This window comes from Microvirga sp. CF3016 (genome assembly GCF_036314085.1).
Lineage (GTDB): Bacteria > Pseudomonadota > Alphaproteobacteria > Rhizobiales > Beijerinckiaceae > Microvirga.
Genome location: NZ_JAYGGM010000005.1, coordinates 295,869 through 313,529, shown reverse-complemented (window position 1 = coordinate 313,529; position 17,661 = coordinate 295,869). Strand labels below are relative to the sequence as shown.

The window sequence follows — 17,661 nt, the reverse complement described above, 5'->3', positions numbered from 1 at the left end:
TTCTGCCCCCACGGGCCGGTCCCTCAAAGGCTCCGTTATCGGGGCCTTATTTTTTGGCCGTTCGGCGTCGGTCTCACATGGATCTCTTCCCCCATGCGGGAGTCTTCAGGATGGGGCCGACCAGACTAGCCCTGGCCAAGCTTGCATGCGACAAGATCCTGTAAACCCGATGAGCATCTCCCTTGCCCAAACGTCCGAAAGCTGACCCATCCGCCACCCTGCCCTCCCGCGAGGACGTCGTCTCTTTCATCAGCCGTGCCCAGGGCAAAGTGGGCAAGCGGGAGATTGCGCAGCGGTTCGGCATCAAGGGCAATGACCGGATCTGGCTGAAGCAAGTCCTCAAGGACCTGGAGATCGACGGAATCGTCGATCGTCGGGGCAAGGCCGTCCACAAGGCGGGCCAGCTCCCGCCGGTCGTTCTCGCGGATATCACCAAGCGGGACCGGGACGGAGAGCTGATCGCGGTCCCGACGGAATGGGACGAGGAGGAGCACGGGTCCATCCCGACGATCATCATCCTGTCGCCGCGCAAACCGCGCCCGGGCATGCCAGTGGCGGGCGTCGGGGACCGGGCCCTGCTCCGCGTCGAACCTCTCAAGCCCGGCGACATTCACCGCTATTCCGGTCGCGTGACCAAGATCATCGCCAAGAAGCAGGCCCAGGTGCTCGGCCTCTTCCGGGCCATGCCCGAAGGCGGCGGCCGGCTTGTGCCCGTGGACAAGAAGGCCCGCGAGCAGGAATTGCAGATCAGGCCGGGCGATGAGGGCGAGGCGCTGGACGGTGATCTGGTCTCCGTATCGGTCGTGAAGCACGGTCGCTTCGGCCTGCCCACCGCCAAGGTGAAGGAGCGGCTCGGGACGATCAAATCCGAGAAGGCCATCAGCCTCATCGCGATTTATGCCCACAGCATCCCCAATGAATTTCCGAAGGCAGTCTTGGAGGAGGCAGAAACGGCGAGACTCGTCTGTCTCGACGGTCGCGAGGACTGGCGCACCCTGCCCCTCGTGACCATCGACCCGCCGGACGCCAAGGACCATGACGACGCGGTCCATGCAACGCCGGACGACGATCCGGGCAATGCGGGTGGCTACATCCTCACCGTCGCGATCGCTGACGTAGCCGCCTATGTGCGCCCCGGCTCCGCCATGGACCGGGAGGCGCAGGAGCGGGGGAACTCAGTCTATTTCCCGGATCGGGTCGTGCCCATGCTGCCGGAGCGCATCTCCAACGATCTGTGTTCGTTGAGGCCCCGGGAGGACCGCCCGGCCCTCGCCGTGCGCATGGTGATCGGCCCCGACGGGAGGAAGCTTCGCCACAGCTTCCATCGCATCATGATGCGCTCGGCGGAGAAGCTCTCCTATGCCCAGGCCCAGGCCGCTATCGACGGCCGGCCGGACGAGGTGACCCAGCCGATCCTCGATACGATCCTGAAGCCGCTCTGGGCCGGCTACGAGCTCGTCAAAAGAGCCCGCGACGTCCGCGAGCCCCTGTTTCTCGACCTGCCTGAGCGCAAGATCGTGCTCAATCCCGACGGCACCGTGGACCGGGTCTTCGTCCCCGAGCGGCTTGAGGCGCATCGGCTCATCGAGGAGTTCATGATCCTCGCGAACGTCGCCGCCGCCGAGAGCCTGGAGAAGGCGGATTCCGACCTGATCTACCGGGTCCACGACGAGCCATCGCTGGAGAAGATGCGGGCACTGAGCGAGGTGCTCGCATCCGTCGGCCTCAAGCTCCCGAGCCAAGGGGCGCTGAAACCGGAACTGTTCAACCGCATCCTGCGCAGCGTCGAGGACACGGAGCATCAGGTCTTCATCAACGAGGTGGTGCTGCGCTCGCAATCCCAAGCCGAGTACTCGGCTGAAAATTACGGCCATTTCGGCCTGAATCTGCGCCGCTACGCCCATTTCACCTCGCCGATCCGCCGTTATGCGGACCTCATCGTCCACCGCGCCCTGATCGGGTCGCTCAAGCTCGGCAAGGACGGCCTGCCGCCGGACACCACCCGCGCCGAACTGATCGAGATCAGCGCCAAGATCTCGGCAGCGGAGCGCCGCGCCATGGCGGCGGAGCGTGAGACAATCGACCGCCTGATCGCGCACTTCCTTGCCGACCGGATCGGGGCCACATTCAACGGGCAGATCTCGGGCGTATCGAAGGCGGGGCTCTTCATCAAGCTGAGCGAGACTGGAGCCGACGGCTTCGTTCCGGCTGCCACCATCGGGGATGACTACTACCGCTACGACGAGAGAACCCACTCCATGCGGGGCGACGACACGGGTGAAACCTATCGTCTCGGGGATAAGGTAGAGGTGCGACTGGTGGAGGCGGCGCCCGTGGCCGGTGCCCTGCGGTTCGAGATTCTGACCAAGGGACGCTTCACCGGAAGGAACGGCCCATCCAAGAGAGGCGGGAAGCGTCCGTCACACGGCGCAAAGCCGAGCGTCGGGGCAGCTCCCAGAGGTCGTTCGCCGACGCGCGTCAAGGTCAAGCGGCGCGGACGAATCTGATTGAAGGATCGAGATGTCTTTGACGATTGAGACGGCCTCTCCGGCAGCCCGGCACGAGGTGAAGGTCATCCCGGCCATGAGGCGCGGGTTTCTCGGCCATTGCCCGGCCTGCAACAAGGGCCGGCTCTTCGGACGTTTCCTGAAGGTCGCGGATCATTGCGAAGTCTGCGGGACGGAGTTTCACCATCACCGGGCCGACGACCTGCCGCCTTATCTCGTGATCTTCATCGTCGGACACCTGATCGGTTACGGCATCCTCATGACCGAGACCAAGCTCGAGATGCCTCTGTGGCTACATCTGGCGACTTGGCCGGCCCTGACGTTGGTCCTATGCCTCGCCCTGCTCCAGCCGGTGAAAGGCGCTGTCGTGGGCCTGCAATACGCGCTAGGTATGCATGGCTTCGGCGCCGCCCGAGCCAAGAAGAACGCCGATGAGGACAATGGACGTGACGGACACCGAGACCCTGGCGAGGATGGATCGCCTCGTTTCCGCTGAGACCAACCCGAAGCTTCCGACTCTCCGTCCCGTCGACGCCGCGACCCTCATCATCATCGACCGCAAGGGCAAAAATCCGAAGGTCCTCATGGGCAAGCGCCACGAGGGCCTGAAATTCATGCCGGGCAAGTTCGTCTTCCCCGGCGGACGGATCGAGCCCGGCGACCGGTCGATGACGGTCGCCGGCGCTCTCCACCCGCGCGCCGAGCAGGCGCTCATGGCCCGGGTGACCCGCCCCTCGGCCCAGCGCAGTCGTGCCCTGGCGCTCGCCGCCATCCGGGAGACCTTCGAGGAGACGGGCCTGCTGCTTGGCACCAGGGATTACGGCGCACCGGAGACCGTCCCCACAGGCACCGCCTGGACCGCCTTCCGGGAGAGAGGCGTCTTTCCCGACCTGGAGGCGCTGCATTTCATCGGCCGGGCCGTCACGCCGCCAAAGCGCGTGAGGCGGTTCGACACCCGTTTCTTCGCCGTCGACCGGACGGCGATCGCCGATGAGGTCCCGGGTGTCGTCGGGCCCGAGGCGGAGCTCGTGGAACTCGCCTGGGTCACCCTCCCGCAGGCCAAGGCCCTCGACCTGCCGCCGATCACGACGGTGATCCTGGGCGAACTGGAGGCCAGGATCGCAGCCGGATTCGGCCATCAGCTGCCGGTTCCATTCTTCCACCAGCAGCGTGGCCGTTTCATTAGGGAACTGCTGTAAGGGACGGGTGCCGTTTAATCCGATCCGCGGCTTGCCAGGAAGGACCTGGAAAGTATGCGAGACCCGCCTTCTACCCTTGACTGTCACCCGATAATCAGGCATGGGAACGGCACGATTTTCCGGCCGGGTTCGCCCGGCCTTTGCGTTCCGGCCAGGCCGCGGGGCCAACCGAGCGCCTGAACCGAATAAGAGGTCCCGACCATGGCCAAAGCCGCAACGATCAAAGTGAAGCTCGTCTCCACCGCCGACACGGGCTATTTCTACGTGACGAAGAAGAACTCGCGCACGATGACCGAGAAGCTCAACCTCAAGAAGTACGATCCGGTCGCGAAGAAGCATGTCGAGTTCAAGGAAGCCAAGATTAAGTAATCGCTTAGCTCCGCAATAATCCGACTTATCTAGAAAGCCGCCTGATGAGGCGGCTTTTTGCATGTGATAACCCGTACAGGCAGTCGCTGTCTGGGGATTTTATCCTCACAGGACCGACCCGTTGGCAGAAGAACGGCAATCTCGTCTCGGCTCCCGGCATTTTGGAGCGGTCGGTCAGGTGAATGAGATTCCGAGCCAGAGCGCGATGAATGCGAAGGAACTCGCGACGATGGCCCACTCTGCCACGGTCAACCGGCTCGAATCTGTCGATGATTTTCCTTGAGTCACCCTGGGCCCCCTTTGGCTTATCGAGGGGCGGACAAAGCTGTTCAGAGCCCCTGATCGAATGCACCTCACAATAGGATGACCTGCGTACCATCGATGTGCTTCGTCACACATTCGAATCGCGGCTCTCAATTCTCGAATAGAAGGCGATGGATAAGCCGTCGACACCGGCTGCGAACACATCGTGGCAGGCAACATGGCCGATTGAGATTGTTTCCAACGCCAGGCCTGCGTCAGCCTCTCGCTCGCGTGTTCGCCCTCGCAGTGGACCGATCAAGGCAGCACCTCCGGCAAGCTCCTCACAGATCAAGCTCCAGAAGCACCGGTTGATGGTCCGATGCCTGTGTCTCCTGGTTGTAGACGATCCGACGGACCTTGGACGCGAGATCTTCGGTGACGAATACGAAGTCACAGCAATGCGGCGGTCCATTCGACTGTTCGAAGAGGCAGAACGAGGTCGGGTGAGGATCCTTGCCATGGGCGACCTGCCATGCATCAAGAAGAGCCGGCACTCCATTGCCAAACGGTTCCGAGATCCGCCGCTTCGACGGATCGGGTGGACGCATGTTGAAGTCGCCGGTCAGAACGGCCGACGCGGAGGTGGGGTATCCAGCATAGGTGCCAGGTCCGTCCTCGCGGGGCGTAGCGACGCGCTCGCAGGCCGTGCGATGAGCCTCGCGAATGCCCTCGACCTGCGCCCGCCGCAGCCTGTCGGACGAGTACTCCAGATGGGTGGTCATCACCCGAAGGGTCCCGGAGGGCGTTTCGACAACTGCCTCGATCAGGAGGCGTGGCATGTTGCGGGTAGAGGCCGCCTCCCACGGCAGCGTGTATCGCAGCACCTGGGCCACCGGCAGGCGGGACAGAATCATGTTGCCGAAGCGGCGCCGGCCCCCTGCCCCGTCCGGAACATCGAGGGCCACGCCCTCGACAGCCGTGTAACCCGGCAGGAGCCGTGCCAGCTCGGCGAACTGGTTTCCCCCATCATTGCCCCTGAGAGCGGAAAAATTGTCCGAAACCTCCTGAAGGCAGAGCACATCGAAATCTGCGATCGCGCGGGCCTCGTTCACCATTCGCCCGAGATCGACCGTTCCGTCGATGCCCAAGCCCCATTGAATGTTCCAGGTGATGATTCTGAGCATGCCGTTCCGATGCCTTACTGACCGACCTTGCTGAGCACGTCAGCCTTCAGGAAGCGCTCGATGACGAGCATGAAAACGACAGACGGCACAAGCAGGATGAGAGCCGTGATCGAGGCGATCTGGTAGTTGCCGCCCATGCTCGCGTTGTAAAGGAGGAGCGGGAGCGTCGTCACCTGAGGCACGCCGACGAAGAAGGTGCCGGTGAATTCGTCAAGCGATTCCAGGAAGACGAAGATCGCGCTCGCCATGATGCCGGGCAGAGCCAAGGGCAGCGTTACGGTGAAAAAGGTCCGCAGCGGCGAGGCGCCGATGTTGCGCGCGGCGAGTTCGAGATCCCGGTCAACGGCCGCGAAGGCTGCGGCTGCAATCCAGACCGAATAAACGAGGCCGTGGGCCGCGTGCACCAGTACGACGCCGGTGATGGTTCCCGTGAGCCCGATGCTGTAGAAAACCCGGGCCACGTTGATGTAGATCGCCACCGACGGAAAGGCCTGGGGCAGCAGGAACAGGATCATCAGGGCCGTGCGCCAAGGCAGCTTGAGGCGGGCCAGGGCATAGCCTGCAGGGACCGAGACGGCGAGCGCCACCAGGACCGTCAGGCAGGCGATTCCGACGCTCGTCATCAGCGACGTCATGGCGTCGCCGGTCGGACGAAAGACCACTTCCCAATAGCGCAGGCCGTAGGAAACCGGGAGCTTGAACGGCGTGTACCACCGCTCCGCCAGGGACCACAGGACGAGGTTGGCCAGCGGTCCGAACAGCAGGAATGCAAAGATCGCCAGACCCGCAACTTTCAGGATCGTGGATCCGAGGGCCCAGACCCTTGCGCCGCTTCCGGAGCGAGCAGCTTCATCAGGCAGCGAGAGCACGGATGAGGTCTGCGTCTCGACGCTCATGCCTGCACCTCGCGCTTGACGCTGTGGCGAAGGTAGATCCACGCAACGGTCCCGGCGATAGCATAGGAGATGACACCGAGCGCGTTGGCCGTGGCATAGTCGCCGTAGGAGTTGATGCGGAACGCCATGTCCACCGTGAGCATGGTGGGCTGGGAGCCTGCGACCATCATCGGCACCGACAGCACGGACAGCATGGTGACGAAGGACAGCACGAGGCCAACGAGGAGCGTCTGCGACACCTGCGGCAGGACGAGTTCGATCAGGACGCGGACCCGCGACGCTCCGAGATTGCGCCCTGCCTCGATGGTGGCGCGGTCGATCGAAGCCATGGCACCGGCGAGCATGAGCGTCACGAAAGGCACCTGTTTCCACACGAAGGTGATGATGATGCCGCGCCAATCGAGAAAGCTCGTGGCCTGAAGCGGCTCCATCAGCCCGAGCGCCACAAAGGAATTGTTCATGAGGCCATTCTTGGCGAGGAAAGTCCTCATGCATTGAGCCGCGACGATGAAGGGGATGAAGAGCGGCCAGCGGTAGAGCGCGCGCAGGGCGGCCACGAGCCAGGGCGTCTCGCCGAGCGTGAGGATTCCCGATATGACGATCGCAAATAAACCCGTCAGAAGCGTCGAAACGACGACGATGAAGAGCGTGAAGAGAATGTCGGTCGAGTAGAGCTCATAAGCCTTCTGGAAATGCGTGAGCGACAGCCCGCCTCCCGGCTCCGTAAAGGCCGAAGCGAGCGAGAAGCCAAGCGGATAAAGAAACAGCGCACCGATCATCGCGAGCGCCGGCGCGATGAGCAGAAGGCCGAAGAATGAGGGTTTCGCCATGATCTGGAATGATCCCAGTCCCGATGAAAGCGCATCGGACAGATGAGGCGCGGGCGGCCTGTCAAAGGTCGCCCGCATCTGAACAGACGGCCTAGTTGGCCACCTTCTTCTCATAGGTTTCGAGAATATCGTTGAAGTACGGGCCGATCGGGAACGGCTTGCCGTTCGACGCAAGCGTGTCCGGCGGAATGTCGGCGAAGAGCTGGTTCCAGGCCGCCTGATCGAGCTTGCCTTCCAGGTTCTTGGCATCGATCCCCGGATACCAGTTGAAGCGCTTCACGATGCCCTCCGCCTGCACGTCAGGGCTCGTCGCAAGAGCGATGAACTCCGCCGCGAGTTTCTCCTGCGCCGTCTTCGATGGGATGGCGTAGTACATCGGCTGGCCGGGCATGCCGGGTGAGACGAGTTTCAGGCGCATGTTCGGGGGCAGCTTCCCGTCGGCCTTCCAGGTATAGAACATATCCACCCAGACCGGGCCCATGGCGATCTCGCCGCGATTGAGCATGTCGAGCGTGCCGGCATTGCCCGGGGTGATGACGACGTTCTGGTTGAATTCCTTCAGATCGGCCATCGCCTTGTCCCAGGTCGCCTTCGTGGCAGCATCGTAAGGACCTTTTTCGAGCTTCGCCGCATCGCCTCCGAACGCAGAAATCCACCCGGTGACGAAGGCGACCCCCGACATGCCGCCCTTGATGCCGTTATAGCCGAATTGCTTCGGGTTCTTCTTCACCCACTCGCGCAGCTCGGCATAGTTGTTGGGCGGGTTCTTGATCAGATCGGGATTGTAGGCGATGGCCGTCTGCGAATGGAACATGGGCATGACGTAGCCGGAAACGTCGGTGCCGAGCGCATTCGTGGCCGATTCCCGCGTGACCAATTTTCCGGTCGGGAGAGAATCCCGATATTTCTTGATCAGCCCTTCCTGGACCATCGTGCCCGCGGCCTTCTGGTGAACCACCACCACATCGAAGTCCGCGTTGGCGCTGGCCTTCTTCTGCGCATCGAGTTTCTCGAAGATCTTCTGCGATCCACCGTCGCCCGGGCCGGTGCCGACGGCCACCACCTTCACGCCCGGGTGGCTCTTCTCGAAGAGAGGTCCTAGGTAATCCTTGATGTAATCGACCATGTTCTGGTCGCCGGCAGTTGCAACATTGAGCGTTTGCGCACTTGCCGCATTGCTCAAAAGGAGGGCTGCGAGTCCCGCAGCCAGTAGGCTTTTACGCATTGTGTCCTCCCGAAGTCTGGGTTTGGGGAAACAGGTGCAACGACGCCAACGGCAGGCGCAGGCCTACCGAGCGGTCGAGCTCGTGGTAGCGATCGTCCGTCACAGTGAAGTGACGATCGCCAATGGCGACCACATACCTGTAATGTCCTCCCGGATACGTTCTCTGCGTGATTTTCCCGGGAAGGACGATCGACCCGTCGATTCGCGCCTGCGGATCGTCGAGCGATGCGATGTCGTCGCGGAAATAGGCCGTGACGGAGCCAAGGGGCACATCGGTGCCGAATGTGGAGGTGCTGCCGTCAGGGGCCCTCACCTCGACGCCCGCGCCCGAGGGGCGGATGTCGAGATTGAGCGTGTTCTCCGCCCCCATGAAGCTGGCCACGAAGGGCGAGTTCGGATGGTCGTAGACCTCTTTCGGGGCTCCGACCTGCGCGATCCGTCCGGCATCCATCACGACGATCCGGTCGGCCATGGTCATGGCTTCTTCCCGATCATGCGTGACATGGATCGCCGTGAAGCCGAGGCGGCTCTGAAGCGACTTGATCTCCGATCGAAGCTGGATGCGCACCTTGGCGTCGAGATTGGACAGAGGCTCGTCGAGAAGCAGGATTTCCGGCTCAATGGCCAAAGCCCTTCCCAGGGCCACGCGCTGGCGCTGACCACCCGATAAATTCGTCACCTTCCTGTCCTCGAGGCCGGACAGGTTCAGCATCTTCAGCACGCTGGCGACGCGCACACGGATCTCCTCTTTCGGAACGCCGCGCAAGCGAAGGCCATAGCCGACATTGCCGAGAACGGTCATATGCGGCCAGAGAGCGTACGACTGGAACATCATCGCCATGCCGCGCTTCTCCGGCGGCGTGTTCACCACATCGCGGCCGAACAGGCGGATTGCGCCCCCGGCGGCTTTCTGAAATCCGGCGATGGTCCGCAAGAGCGTGGTCTTCCCGCAGCCCGACGAGCCTAGGATGGCTATGAACTCGCCAGGGGCGACCGAGAGGCTGACCCCATGAAGCACGCGTTGGCTGCCATAGCTGACCTGAAGGCAATCGACGTCAATCGCGGCCGTGACAGAACTGTCCACGTCTCAATATCCTCCCGAGGGCGCTTTTCCGCGCCTCTTGTGAAGGGAGGAGATCACATTTGAATGTCAGTGGAAAGTGTAACCAAGCGTCATCTGCCCGCTTTGCCTCTCCAGACTTAATCCGATCTAGGATGCGAACGAGCACAACGGGGTGGATTCGGCCCTAAACGAAAACCGCCCTATCGGGGCGGTTCCCTGCTTCAACCTGGGAAAAACGGCAACCCGTCGGAGCTGCCTTCCGACCCTAGCGATAAAAACCCTCGATCCTGCGGATCCGTTGGATATCGCGCCGGTTGATTGAGCCCGTGGTCACCACATCGCGCCGGACCGAGCGTACGACGCGGGCGCGATCGCGGTCGCGATAGACGACCCGGGTCACCGTCCGGGGCTGCCGATAAACGACTCGGGTTCTGTACACCGGCTCGCGGTAGACTACGCGGGTCTGATAGACCGGAGCCGGCTGATAGACCACTCGCGTCACGGGAGCCGAATAATAGCCGTAAGCAGGGTAATTATAGGCCGGGTAGCTGTAGGCTGCCGGATAACCGTAGCCATACCCGTAGCCGTAGGCCGGAGATCCATAGGGATATCCGTACCCTGGGTAGCTGTAGGCCGGGGTCGCAGCTGCCGTGAGAAGACCGCCAAGCACCGCACCGCCGATCAGGCCCGCGGCAACCGCGCCGCCATTCCCCCAGCCACCACTGCGGTAATAGCGAGGATAATGGCCACCACGCCATCCGTCACCACGCCACCTTTGGGCTTCAGCAGTCCCGATGCTCGCCACAGTGATGACTGTGACACCAGCCAATAAAGCAAGCTTCTTCATGGTCGACCTCTTGAGAAGTGACGAATAGCAATCCTCTCGAAATCAATTCAGAGCTTGGATTTTGGTTCAGAGCTTGACCAATGAATTCCTGGAATTTCTTGATTAAAAACAATGATTTCTGACAATTCGTTCATTATCAATAACGACTACAGGACTAGCGGCTTGATCATACTGTGCTAGGCCTCAGGCTTGAGCATAGCGATCCGGTTGACGGCTTTGCGCCAAGCTGCCTCGCGCCGTTTGGCCAGAGAGGAATCGTGCCGACGCTCGAAGGCCACGGGATCAAGAAAAAACGGCGAGATCTTCGATCCGCTGATGAGAAATATCTTTCCCGTTCATGACAGAACCCTACACCTCCAGACAACAGTCAAAAAAGACCGAGACACTGAGGCCGGTGGCCTCGAGATCCTGGAGCCGTTTTGCAGACGCTTCGATTCTGTAGGACGAGGATGCTCTAGTGCGCGTAGATCTGCGACCGCGGAAAGATCGTGTTCCCTGCCACAACCTGGGCAATGACCGCAGAAATCTTGTCCCCGCCTTGGGCCGATGGTTCGATGGGATTGGCGTAATCGTCCACTTCGTCGCAGATCAATCGCAGATCAACGACATGGAGCCGTCGCGCAAAGGCCTCCCGCATGATGACGTCATTGAAGATCGACAGAGCGGTAACGACCAGCCGCTGCTCCTGAGGGTCCGGAAATCGGGCATCGTAGATGGTGCACAGTGCCGTCGGAAGGCGCCGCTCTAAGACGGCGTCCAGCATGGTCCGGTAATTGCTGGCGAAATGGTCTCTCACATCAGCGAGCTTCGTCATCACTTCTGCCACTGAACGGGCCGGATCCCGTAAGATTCCGCTGTTGCGCAAAGCATCGTTGCCTCCGGCACTGACAATCAGATGGGTCGCACCGGACGGAACGCGGGCGAGCTGCTGCTCGACCCCCGTCGTGACGGCCCCGTCGACAGCGCACAGGGTGGCCTTCCAACCCTGCGGCAGCTTGGCCTGAAGCTGCGCCGTCACATCCGGTTCGCCACGTCTCACATAGGCTCCGTTGTCGAAGATGCTGTCGCCGAGTAGTACGATATGGCTCATCAGGCCCCTCCTGTGGCGCAACAACCTCGCGGGCAACGCCCTTGTTCCTGGCGACTCTGGCAGGGCATCTGCGGAACGGGCCTTCCGGGGCAGACGTTGATCTGATGCCCAATCATGGGCAAGGAGAGATCAGATGCTGGCAAAACTCGAAGCATCGATGCTGACCGTGATGCTGATGGCTTGGAGCAGCGTCGCCTTGGCTCAAACGACCCCGGGCGGAGCGGCGCCACCGGCTGGAGCTACGACTGACACCGCAGCCGGCGGTATGGATTGGCTTTGGATCATCGCTCTGGTGGCGGTGGTCGCCGTGGTACTCTTCTACTTCCTCGGCCGCGGCCGCAGCACGCGGATCTGAGACGCACAAGCCTTACCGATCAGGCTGGGGGCTCGCCGCCAGCCTGAAAGAACGGTCTGAAATTGCCGAGCCAGGAGATCAGCCAAACCTCCAGGGCAGCCTTGGCGGCCTGTTCCGTCGGACCATAGCCCCAGGCGTCCTCTTGGAGCGGCGTCGACCAGATCCAGAAGCGATTGCTCCCATCATAAGCCACGCTTCCGACCTCGACGGGGCCGACAAAACCGACATGACGGTTGAGCGGCACTCCCGCCACGTGGTCCTGCTGCCATCGGATCCTGCCCATTCACCTTCTGCCGTTTGCCCGAAATCCCAAGCGAACTAGAGCATCCCCGCCATCTCACAAGCCGGCCCGCAGAGAACAATGGAACGCCAAGGACCGGAGCAACGTTGGTGCAAACGCGACACGGCACAGGGGACTTCCGTCATGCGCTTTCTTCCCACTAGAGTGCATGGTGTGATCGACTATCTCTGGGGCCTCGCGCTTCTCTCAAGCCCGTGGCTCTTGGGCTTTGCGGATATCCCAGCGGCCAAGTGGACAGCCGTCATCTTCGGCGTGGGTGCGATCCTGTACTCCGCCATCACGGCCTATGAGTTCGGCCTTCTCAAGCTCCTGCCGATGCCCCTGCATCTGATCCTGGATGGGTTCGGCGGACTCGTGCTCGCGGCGTCACCTTTCTTGTTTGGCTTTGCCGCCCAGGTCTATTGGCCACACGTCGTCTTCGGTCTTTTTTCCGTCGTGGCGAGCCTCGTCACTCACACGGAAACGATGCTGCCGACCGGCCACCGCGAGCCCGCCTGACTACCTAGAAAGCTCGGTTGACGGGTGCTTTCGACAGGCGCAGCATCGGGTACTCAAGGGAGGCGCCCATGTTCGAACAGGCCGTCCAAGTGAGCGAGGCGTTCCGCGAAAGTGCTCCTCAGATGCAGGGATCGCTTCATATGGCCCTGAAAGGCTGCCCCGAATGCCAGACGACGCAGATGATTGCGTCCCCTATCCTCGGCGTGTGTGAGGATTGCGGGTCGAGCCTGGTCGTACTGCCCCGTGAGTAGGACCTGTCGGCGCGGATCGTCTTTCCCGTAGCCTGCCCCGCAAACCACCCACTATGCTCTGCGTCCGGAGAATCGGATGGCATCGTCTGGGTGGATCGAACGGATACGCAGCCGCACTGGGACCGGTCCAGCAGAAGCGAAGCTGGCGTTGCGGGTCACCATCGCGGGCTCCCTCGCCTATGGCGTCACGAAGGTCTTCGACCTGCCGCAGGGGTATTGGGCGGTCATTACAGCGGTGGTCGTGATGCAGGCGAGCGTCGGCGGCTCGCTCAAGGCAGCCATCGAGCGGTTCAGCGGCACCTTGGCAGGAGCTGCATATGGCGGCCTGATTGCAGCCTTCGTTCCTCACGGATCGCCGTTGAGCCTGGGCTTTGCGATCGTGGTGGCGCTGTTTCCGCTGGCACTTCTGGCCGCCGTCAAGCCAGCTTTCCGCGTCGCGCCTATCACCTCGCTCATCATGCTTCTCCCGCCCACCGGACAGGCCATCGGCCCTCTGGCCTCAGCCTTCGACCGGGTGCTGGAGATCACTCTGGGCAACATCGTCGGCGTCATCGTTTCCCTGTTCGTCCTGCCTGCGCGAGCTCACACCCTGATGACCGACGCCGCGGCAAAGGTCATCTCCCTCAATGCGGATCTGCTTTCGGTTTTTATTGAGGAGCTGACAGCCGGTCCCAATGGCCGTTCGGCGCTGCAGAAACTCCATCCTCAAATCCGTTCCGCCTTGAAGAAAGCGGAAGCTGCGGGCGAGGAAGCGGCGCGGGAAAGAAAAAGCCACCTGACCGAAGCCCCGAACCCGGAACCGCTCATCCGCACCCTCTACCGGGTGCGTCATGATCTCGTGATGATCGGCCGGGCCTCTTCGAGCGCTCTGCCTCAGCCTGTCCTGGACCGGCTTGGGCCATCGCTCATGGCCCTCCATCATGCAACGCGCGAGTTGCTCCTCAATCTCGCCGAGGCTTTGCACCACCGCCGGATTGCGCCAGATGCCGAGGCATTCCGCTTGGCTCTAGGTGCGTTCATCGGCGAAGCGGAAGCGCTGAGATCTGCTTCCCTGGTTCGCGAGCTGCCCGGAAAGACCTTCGGGCAGATCTTTGCCTTAGGGTTCGCCTTCGAGCAGTTCCAAAAAAATTTGGACGACCTGCTTGCTCGTACCGACGAGTTGGCTGTGCGACGCACCAATGATCCTACAGGGAGTTGATTGGCCGGTGGTTCGAAAATCCAGGTCGGCATCCATGTGGCTTGTTACCGTCATTCTCGGCATCGCATGCGTCTATGCAGGTTTTGTGCTGCTTGCGGCGCTGCTCCAGACGAAAATGCTCTTCCCGGTGCAGGTTGCGGCTGCCAACCAGCCGCCCCTTCCGCCTTCAGCCGAGAGGCTGGATGTGACGACCCCTGACGGCGATCGCCTCATCGGGGTGCGGCTCGGGACTTCATCCCAGTCGAAGCCTTGCCTGCTCGGCTTCGGCGGCAATGCCTGGAATGCGGCTGCCGTAGCGCTTTATCTTCATGGGCTCTTCCCGGATCGTGAGGTAATCGCCTTCCATTACCGCGGCTATCCTCCAAGCAGCGGCGAGCCGAGCGCGAGGGCCTTGCTGGCGGATTCTCTGACGATCTTCGATCATCTCCAGCAGGAGCGCACACGTCCCCTCATCGCCATAGGCCTAAGCATCGGCAGCGGCGTGGCGTCCTATCTGGCGCGCCATCGTCCCGTGAACGGATTGATCCTCGTCACGCCCTTCGATTCATTGAAGGCATTGGCGAAGGAGCATTTTGCCTGGGCACCAACGGGACTGCTCCTGCGCCATCAGATGCCTGTCATCGATCTGGTGAAGGACCAGCGGACGCCGACCGCAATGATCGTGGCGGGCCGAGACACCATCGTTCCGGCGCGTCGCAGCGAGCCCCTGCGAAGCGTCATCCCTAATCTCGTCCTGGACCGGACAATCGCCGATGCCGGTCATAATGACCTCTATGATCACCCGGCCTTCGTGTCCGCAGTGCGTGAGGCGGTGGCACAATTCGAGGCCGCCTCACCCTGAACGCTCACACCTCGTAGAGCGGCACCAGCTCCATCTCCGGCACGAGGACGAGCCCCTTGTCGGTGATCCGGATTTCCGGGATGACCGAAAGCGGGATGAGGTTGAAGCCCATATAGGGGATCTTGCAGCCTGCCTTGTCCCATGCTGCCTTCAGGGCACGGGTCTCCTCGGCGACCTCCGTCACCCGCTTGTCGGAGAGGAGTCCGGCGATGGGCAGCGGCACCATGGCGACGACCTTGCCCTGATCGACCACGCAGACGCCGCCCTGCACCTCGATGATAGCATCGAGAGCCACCTGCATGTCGCCCTCGTTCGTTCCCGACACGATCAGGTTATGGGAGTCGTGCCCGACGCTGCTGGCGACCGCGCCGCTCTTGAGGCCGAAGTCCTTGAGCAACCCATGGGCGACGCCGGCGGTGCGGCCGTGGCGCTCGATGACGGACACGAAGGTGAGATCGTTCCGGGCGAGCAGCGTGTCCCAATCCTTCCCGGGCTCGAGCCGCACCTTGTCATGGAAGAGCACGATGCCCGGCAACGCGACACGGATCACATTCGCATCGCACGTCGAGGTGGGCAGGTCCGGGATGAGCTTCGGGCGCTTCGAAATATGGACTGTACGGTACGCCTGGGCGGGATAGCGATAGCGGTTGGAGAGCGCCTCCTCGAGCACCGGTGTGATCTTCTTGCTTTCAACCACGAGCTCGCCGCCGTACCAGGTGTTCTGCACCTCGAGACCATCGTTGAGCAGCACCACATCCGCGCGGCGTCCGCCACCGAGGCCGCCGATCTCGCCCTCCATGCCGAAGCGCGTAGCCGGGTGCAGCGAACCCATGCTCCAGGCCTGCTCGCGGCTCATGCCTGCGCGGCGCGCCTCGCGCGTCACCCAGTCCATGCCGAACATCATCAGGTCGTCGGCGTCGCGATCGTCGGTACAGACGCAGATGCGCTTGTGGGAGGAGCTCAGCTCGGTGATGGTCTTGATGGCCTCAGGGAGCGAATGCCACGGGGTGGTGGGCGGCCCCCCGCGCAGGAAGATCCACACACCGGCATCGAGCAGGTCGTCGGCGATGTCCCGGTCGATGGCTTCATGCGTGTCCGTGACGCCGCTTGCCGCATAGGCCGCCACGAACTCGCGGCCGTAGATGTGGCCCGAGACCGGCTTCCCGCGTTCCAGGGCGGCCGCCAGAATCGCATGGCTCCTCTCGTCGCCCATGGTGACGGGCACGAAATCCATCTTCTCGCCGAGCGCAGCCGCTTCGGGCCAGCGGTCGAAAAGAGCGGCGATCTTGTCAGGGGTGAGGTCTCCACCGGCGGTTTCCAGCTCCGGCGAGGTGGCCGGCACCGTACTCGGCACCGTGAGAAAGATGGAGAGCGGCGCGTGACGCGCATCTTCCAACATCATCTCGATGCCGGCAGCATCCATGACGTTGCCGATCTCGTGGCTGTCGCAGAAGATCGTCGTCGTGCCGTTGAGCAGCGCCGCCTCCGCATAGGCACAGGCGGTGATCATGCTGCTCTCGATATGGATGTGCGGGTCGACGAGACCCGGCGCGACGATCCCGCCCTTCGCGTCATAGATCTGGCCGGGCGCGCCGTTGACCTGCCGGTAAGCCCCTGCAGGCTTCACGGCGGCGATGCGACCGCCCACGATCCAGATCTCCCGCTCCGGGGCAATACGCTCACTGTAGGTCGAGAGCACCCGGGCGCCTGTGATCACCAGATCGGCGGAAACTCGTCCCGAGGCGACGTCGGCGAGGCGCCGGGTCATGGTCGACAGGGGAGCCACGGAGAAGCGGGTCAGCGCCGTCTTGGGCGGCAGCGAAGGTGTACGATGATCCATGATCCCTCATCCCGTTTGGACGTTGTTGCCTCAAGGTAGCAGGGCCGAATTGGAACCGCACCTTGGATCGGATCGCTCTCGGCCAATTTCCGCAACGGCACGCATTTTGGCCATTGATCACCGCGATAGATAGGAAAACAAGCCGATTCGCTGGAGGACGATGAGCCTGGCTTTCTGCAACGAGGGCTGGAGCCAAAACAAAAGGCGCCTTGCGGCGCCTGCAGTTAGGAAAGTGAGATTGGTGGCCAGCTGGGGACAGCGTTGAGGAGGCAACGATCTGCCCCCAAGCTGGCCGAGCCCCCGAACTCCCAGGAGATGCGGCGGACCTGAGCATCCGTAGGGCATTACTTCCGCTCGAAGGCGGAGACTTGGGCTGAACGTATAGGAAACATGGAGTGATGCAAGCGCCCATGTGGCCAAAAAACGGCGTTTTCCCAAAAAAGTTAAAGCCAAGTCATCTCAAGAACATGAATCCGTCTCTTGAAGCTTCGGCTCGGGTTCCGCCATGGATTCGGCCCAGTCATGAGGACTTGCCGTCCGCCTCCAGGTAGGTTTTCACGGTGGCGATGAACTTGGAAACGGAGATCGGTTTCGACATGTAGGCCTCGCAGCCCCCTTCCCTGATCCGCTCCTCATCGCCTTTCATGGCGAAAGCCGTGATGGCGATGACGGGGATCGATTTGAGCTCCTCGTCGGCCTTGAGCCAGCGGGTCACCTCGAGGCCCGAAACCTCGGGCAGCTGGATGTCCATGAGGATCAGATCCGGCTTATGGGCCCGCGCCAGCTCCATTGCCTCGATGCCGTGGCTGGTCTTCAGAGTCGCATAGCCATGGGCCTCGAGCAGGTCGTTGAAGAGCTTCATGTTGAGTTCATTGTCCTCAACGATGAGCACAGTCTTCGTCATGGCTGCTTTCCCCGGGGCTC

Annotated in this window: 18 protein-coding genes; 8 read left to right on the top strand and 10 right to left on the bottom strand. The window is 62.2% G+C overall.

Annotated elements, in window-relative coordinates:
* Positions 1-182: 182 nt before the first annotated feature.
* The 4 genes from rnr to rpmG all read left to right on the top strand — a co-directional run bounded on the left by rnr (position 183) and on the right by rpmG (position 4,075).
* Positions 183-2,507, top strand: a complete 2,325-nt coding sequence (rnr, locus tag VB672_RS09820; protein WP_329784001.1) for a ribonuclease R — start codon at positions 183-185, stop codon at positions 2,505-2,507.
* Between the two features lie 13 nt (positions 2,508-2,520).
* Positions 2,521-3,003 carry a DUF983 domain-containing protein gene (locus VB672_RS09815; RefSeq protein WP_329784000.1) on the top strand — a complete coding sequence of 161 codons (483 nt, stop codon included), beginning with the start codon at positions 2,521-2,523 and terminating at the stop codon, positions 3,001-3,003.
* Entirely contained in the window at positions 2,981-3,706 is a 726-nt protein-coding gene (locus VB672_RS09810; RefSeq protein ID WP_329784076.1) for an NUDIX hydrolase, read from the top strand. The genes VB672_RS09815 and VB672_RS09810 overlap by 23 nt, the downstream gene beginning before the upstream one ends.
* 201 nt (positions 3,707-3,907) lie before the next feature.
* Positions 3,908-4,075 (top strand): 50S ribosomal protein L33, encoded by a 168-nt coding sequence (rpmG, locus tag VB672_RS09805; RefSeq protein WP_009491004.1) that lies wholly within the window; start codon positions 3,908-3,910, stop codon positions 4,073-4,075.
* Positions 4,076-4,659: 584 nt separating this feature from the next.
* On the opposite strand, the gene VB672_RS09800 is transcribed toward rpmG, so the two are convergent.
* The 7 genes from VB672_RS09800 to VB672_RS09770 all read right to left on the bottom strand — a co-directional run bounded on the left by VB672_RS09800 (position 4,660) and on the right by VB672_RS09770 (position 11,453).
* A complete protein-coding gene (locus VB672_RS09800; RefSeq protein WP_329783999.1) occupies positions 4,660-5,502 on the bottom strand; it encodes an endonuclease/exonuclease/phosphatase family protein in 843 nt (280 codons plus the stop codon).
* 14 nt (positions 5,503-5,516) lie between these two features.
* Positions 5,517-6,398 carry an ABC transporter permease gene (locus VB672_RS09795; RefSeq protein WP_329783998.1) on the bottom strand — a complete coding sequence of 294 codons (882 nt, stop codon included), beginning with the start codon at positions 6,396-6,398 and terminating at the stop codon, positions 5,517-5,519.
* Positions 6,395-7,228 carry an ABC transporter permease gene (locus VB672_RS09790; protein WP_329783997.1) on the bottom strand — a complete coding sequence of 278 codons (834 nt, stop codon included), beginning with the start codon at positions 7,226-7,228 and terminating at the stop codon, positions 6,395-6,397. The genes VB672_RS09795 and VB672_RS09790 overlap by 4 nt, the downstream gene beginning before the upstream one ends.
* 91 nt (positions 7,229-7,319) lie before the next feature.
* Positions 7,320-8,453, bottom strand: a complete 1,134-nt coding sequence (locus VB672_RS09785) for an ABC transporter substrate-binding protein (RefSeq protein ID WP_329783996.1) — start codon at positions 8,451-8,453, stop codon at positions 7,320-7,322.
* Positions 8,446-9,537 carry an ABC transporter ATP-binding protein gene (locus VB672_RS09780; RefSeq protein ID WP_329783995.1) on the bottom strand — a complete coding sequence of 364 codons (1,092 nt, stop codon included), beginning with the start codon at positions 9,535-9,537 and terminating at the stop codon, positions 8,446-8,448. Before VB672_RS09780 ends, VB672_RS09785 begins: the two co-directional genes overlap by 8 nt.
* 244 nt (positions 9,538-9,781) lie before the next feature.
* The gene (locus VB672_RS09775) at positions 9,782-10,363 is read right to left on the bottom strand and encodes a hypothetical protein (protein WP_329783994.1); all 582 of its coding nucleotides are present in this window, start codon (positions 10,361-10,363) and stop codon (positions 9,782-9,784) included.
* Between the two features lie 454 nt (positions 10,364-10,817).
* Positions 10,818-11,453, bottom strand: a complete 636-nt coding sequence (locus VB672_RS09770; RefSeq protein WP_329783993.1) for an SGNH/GDSL hydrolase family protein — start codon at positions 11,451-11,453, stop codon at positions 10,818-10,820.
* A gap of 133 nt (positions 11,454-11,586) precedes the next feature.
* Between VB672_RS09770 and VB672_RS09765 the strand changes: the two genes are divergently transcribed.
* Positions 11,587-11,808 carry a hypothetical protein gene (locus VB672_RS09765; protein ID WP_329783992.1) on the top strand — a complete coding sequence of 74 codons (222 nt, stop codon included), beginning with the start codon at positions 11,587-11,589 and terminating at the stop codon, positions 11,806-11,808.
* Positions 11,809-11,827: 19 nt separating this feature from the next.
* On the opposite strand, the gene VB672_RS09760 is transcribed toward VB672_RS09765, so the two are convergent.
* Positions 11,828-12,091 carry a hypothetical protein gene (locus VB672_RS09760; protein WP_329783991.1) on the bottom strand — a complete coding sequence of 88 codons (264 nt, stop codon included), beginning with the start codon at positions 12,089-12,091 and terminating at the stop codon, positions 11,828-11,830.
* Positions 12,092-12,232: 141 nt separating this feature from the next.
* Here VB672_RS09760 and VB672_RS09755 point away from each other — a divergent pair, with 141 nt between their 5' ends.
* The 3 genes from VB672_RS09755 (at position 12,233) to VB672_RS09745 (ending at position 14,897) form a co-directional block, all read left to right on the top strand.
* Positions 12,233-12,607, top strand: coding sequence for an SPW repeat domain-containing protein (locus VB672_RS09755; protein ID WP_329783990.1), 375 nt, complete (start codon positions 12,233-12,235; stop codon positions 12,605-12,607).
* A gap of 327 nt (positions 12,608-12,934) precedes the next feature.
* Entirely contained in the window at positions 12,935-14,056 is a 1,122-nt protein-coding gene (locus VB672_RS09750) for an FUSC family protein (RefSeq protein ID WP_329783989.1), read from the top strand.
* 34 nt (positions 14,057-14,090) lie between these two features.
* Complete coding sequence (locus tag VB672_RS09745) at positions 14,091-14,897, top strand: alpha/beta hydrolase (protein ID WP_329783988.1); 807 nt, start codon at positions 14,091-14,093, stop codon at positions 14,895-14,897.
* A 4-nt stretch (positions 14,898-14,901) separates the two neighbouring features.
* On the opposite strand, the gene VB672_RS09740 is transcribed toward VB672_RS09745, so the two are convergent.
* Both VB672_RS09740 and VB672_RS09735 read right to left on the bottom strand, forming a co-directional pair.
* The gene (locus tag VB672_RS09740) at positions 14,902-16,737 is read right to left on the bottom strand and encodes an adenine deaminase (protein ID WP_329783987.1); all 1,836 of its coding nucleotides are present in this window, start codon (positions 16,735-16,737) and stop codon (positions 14,902-14,904) included.
* 520 nt (positions 16,738-17,257) lie between these two features.
* Positions 17,258-17,641 carry a response regulator gene (locus VB672_RS09735; protein ID WP_329783986.1) on the bottom strand — a complete coding sequence of 128 codons (384 nt, stop codon included), beginning with the start codon at positions 17,639-17,641 and terminating at the stop codon, positions 17,258-17,260.
* Positions 17,642-17,661: the final 20 nt, after the last annotated feature.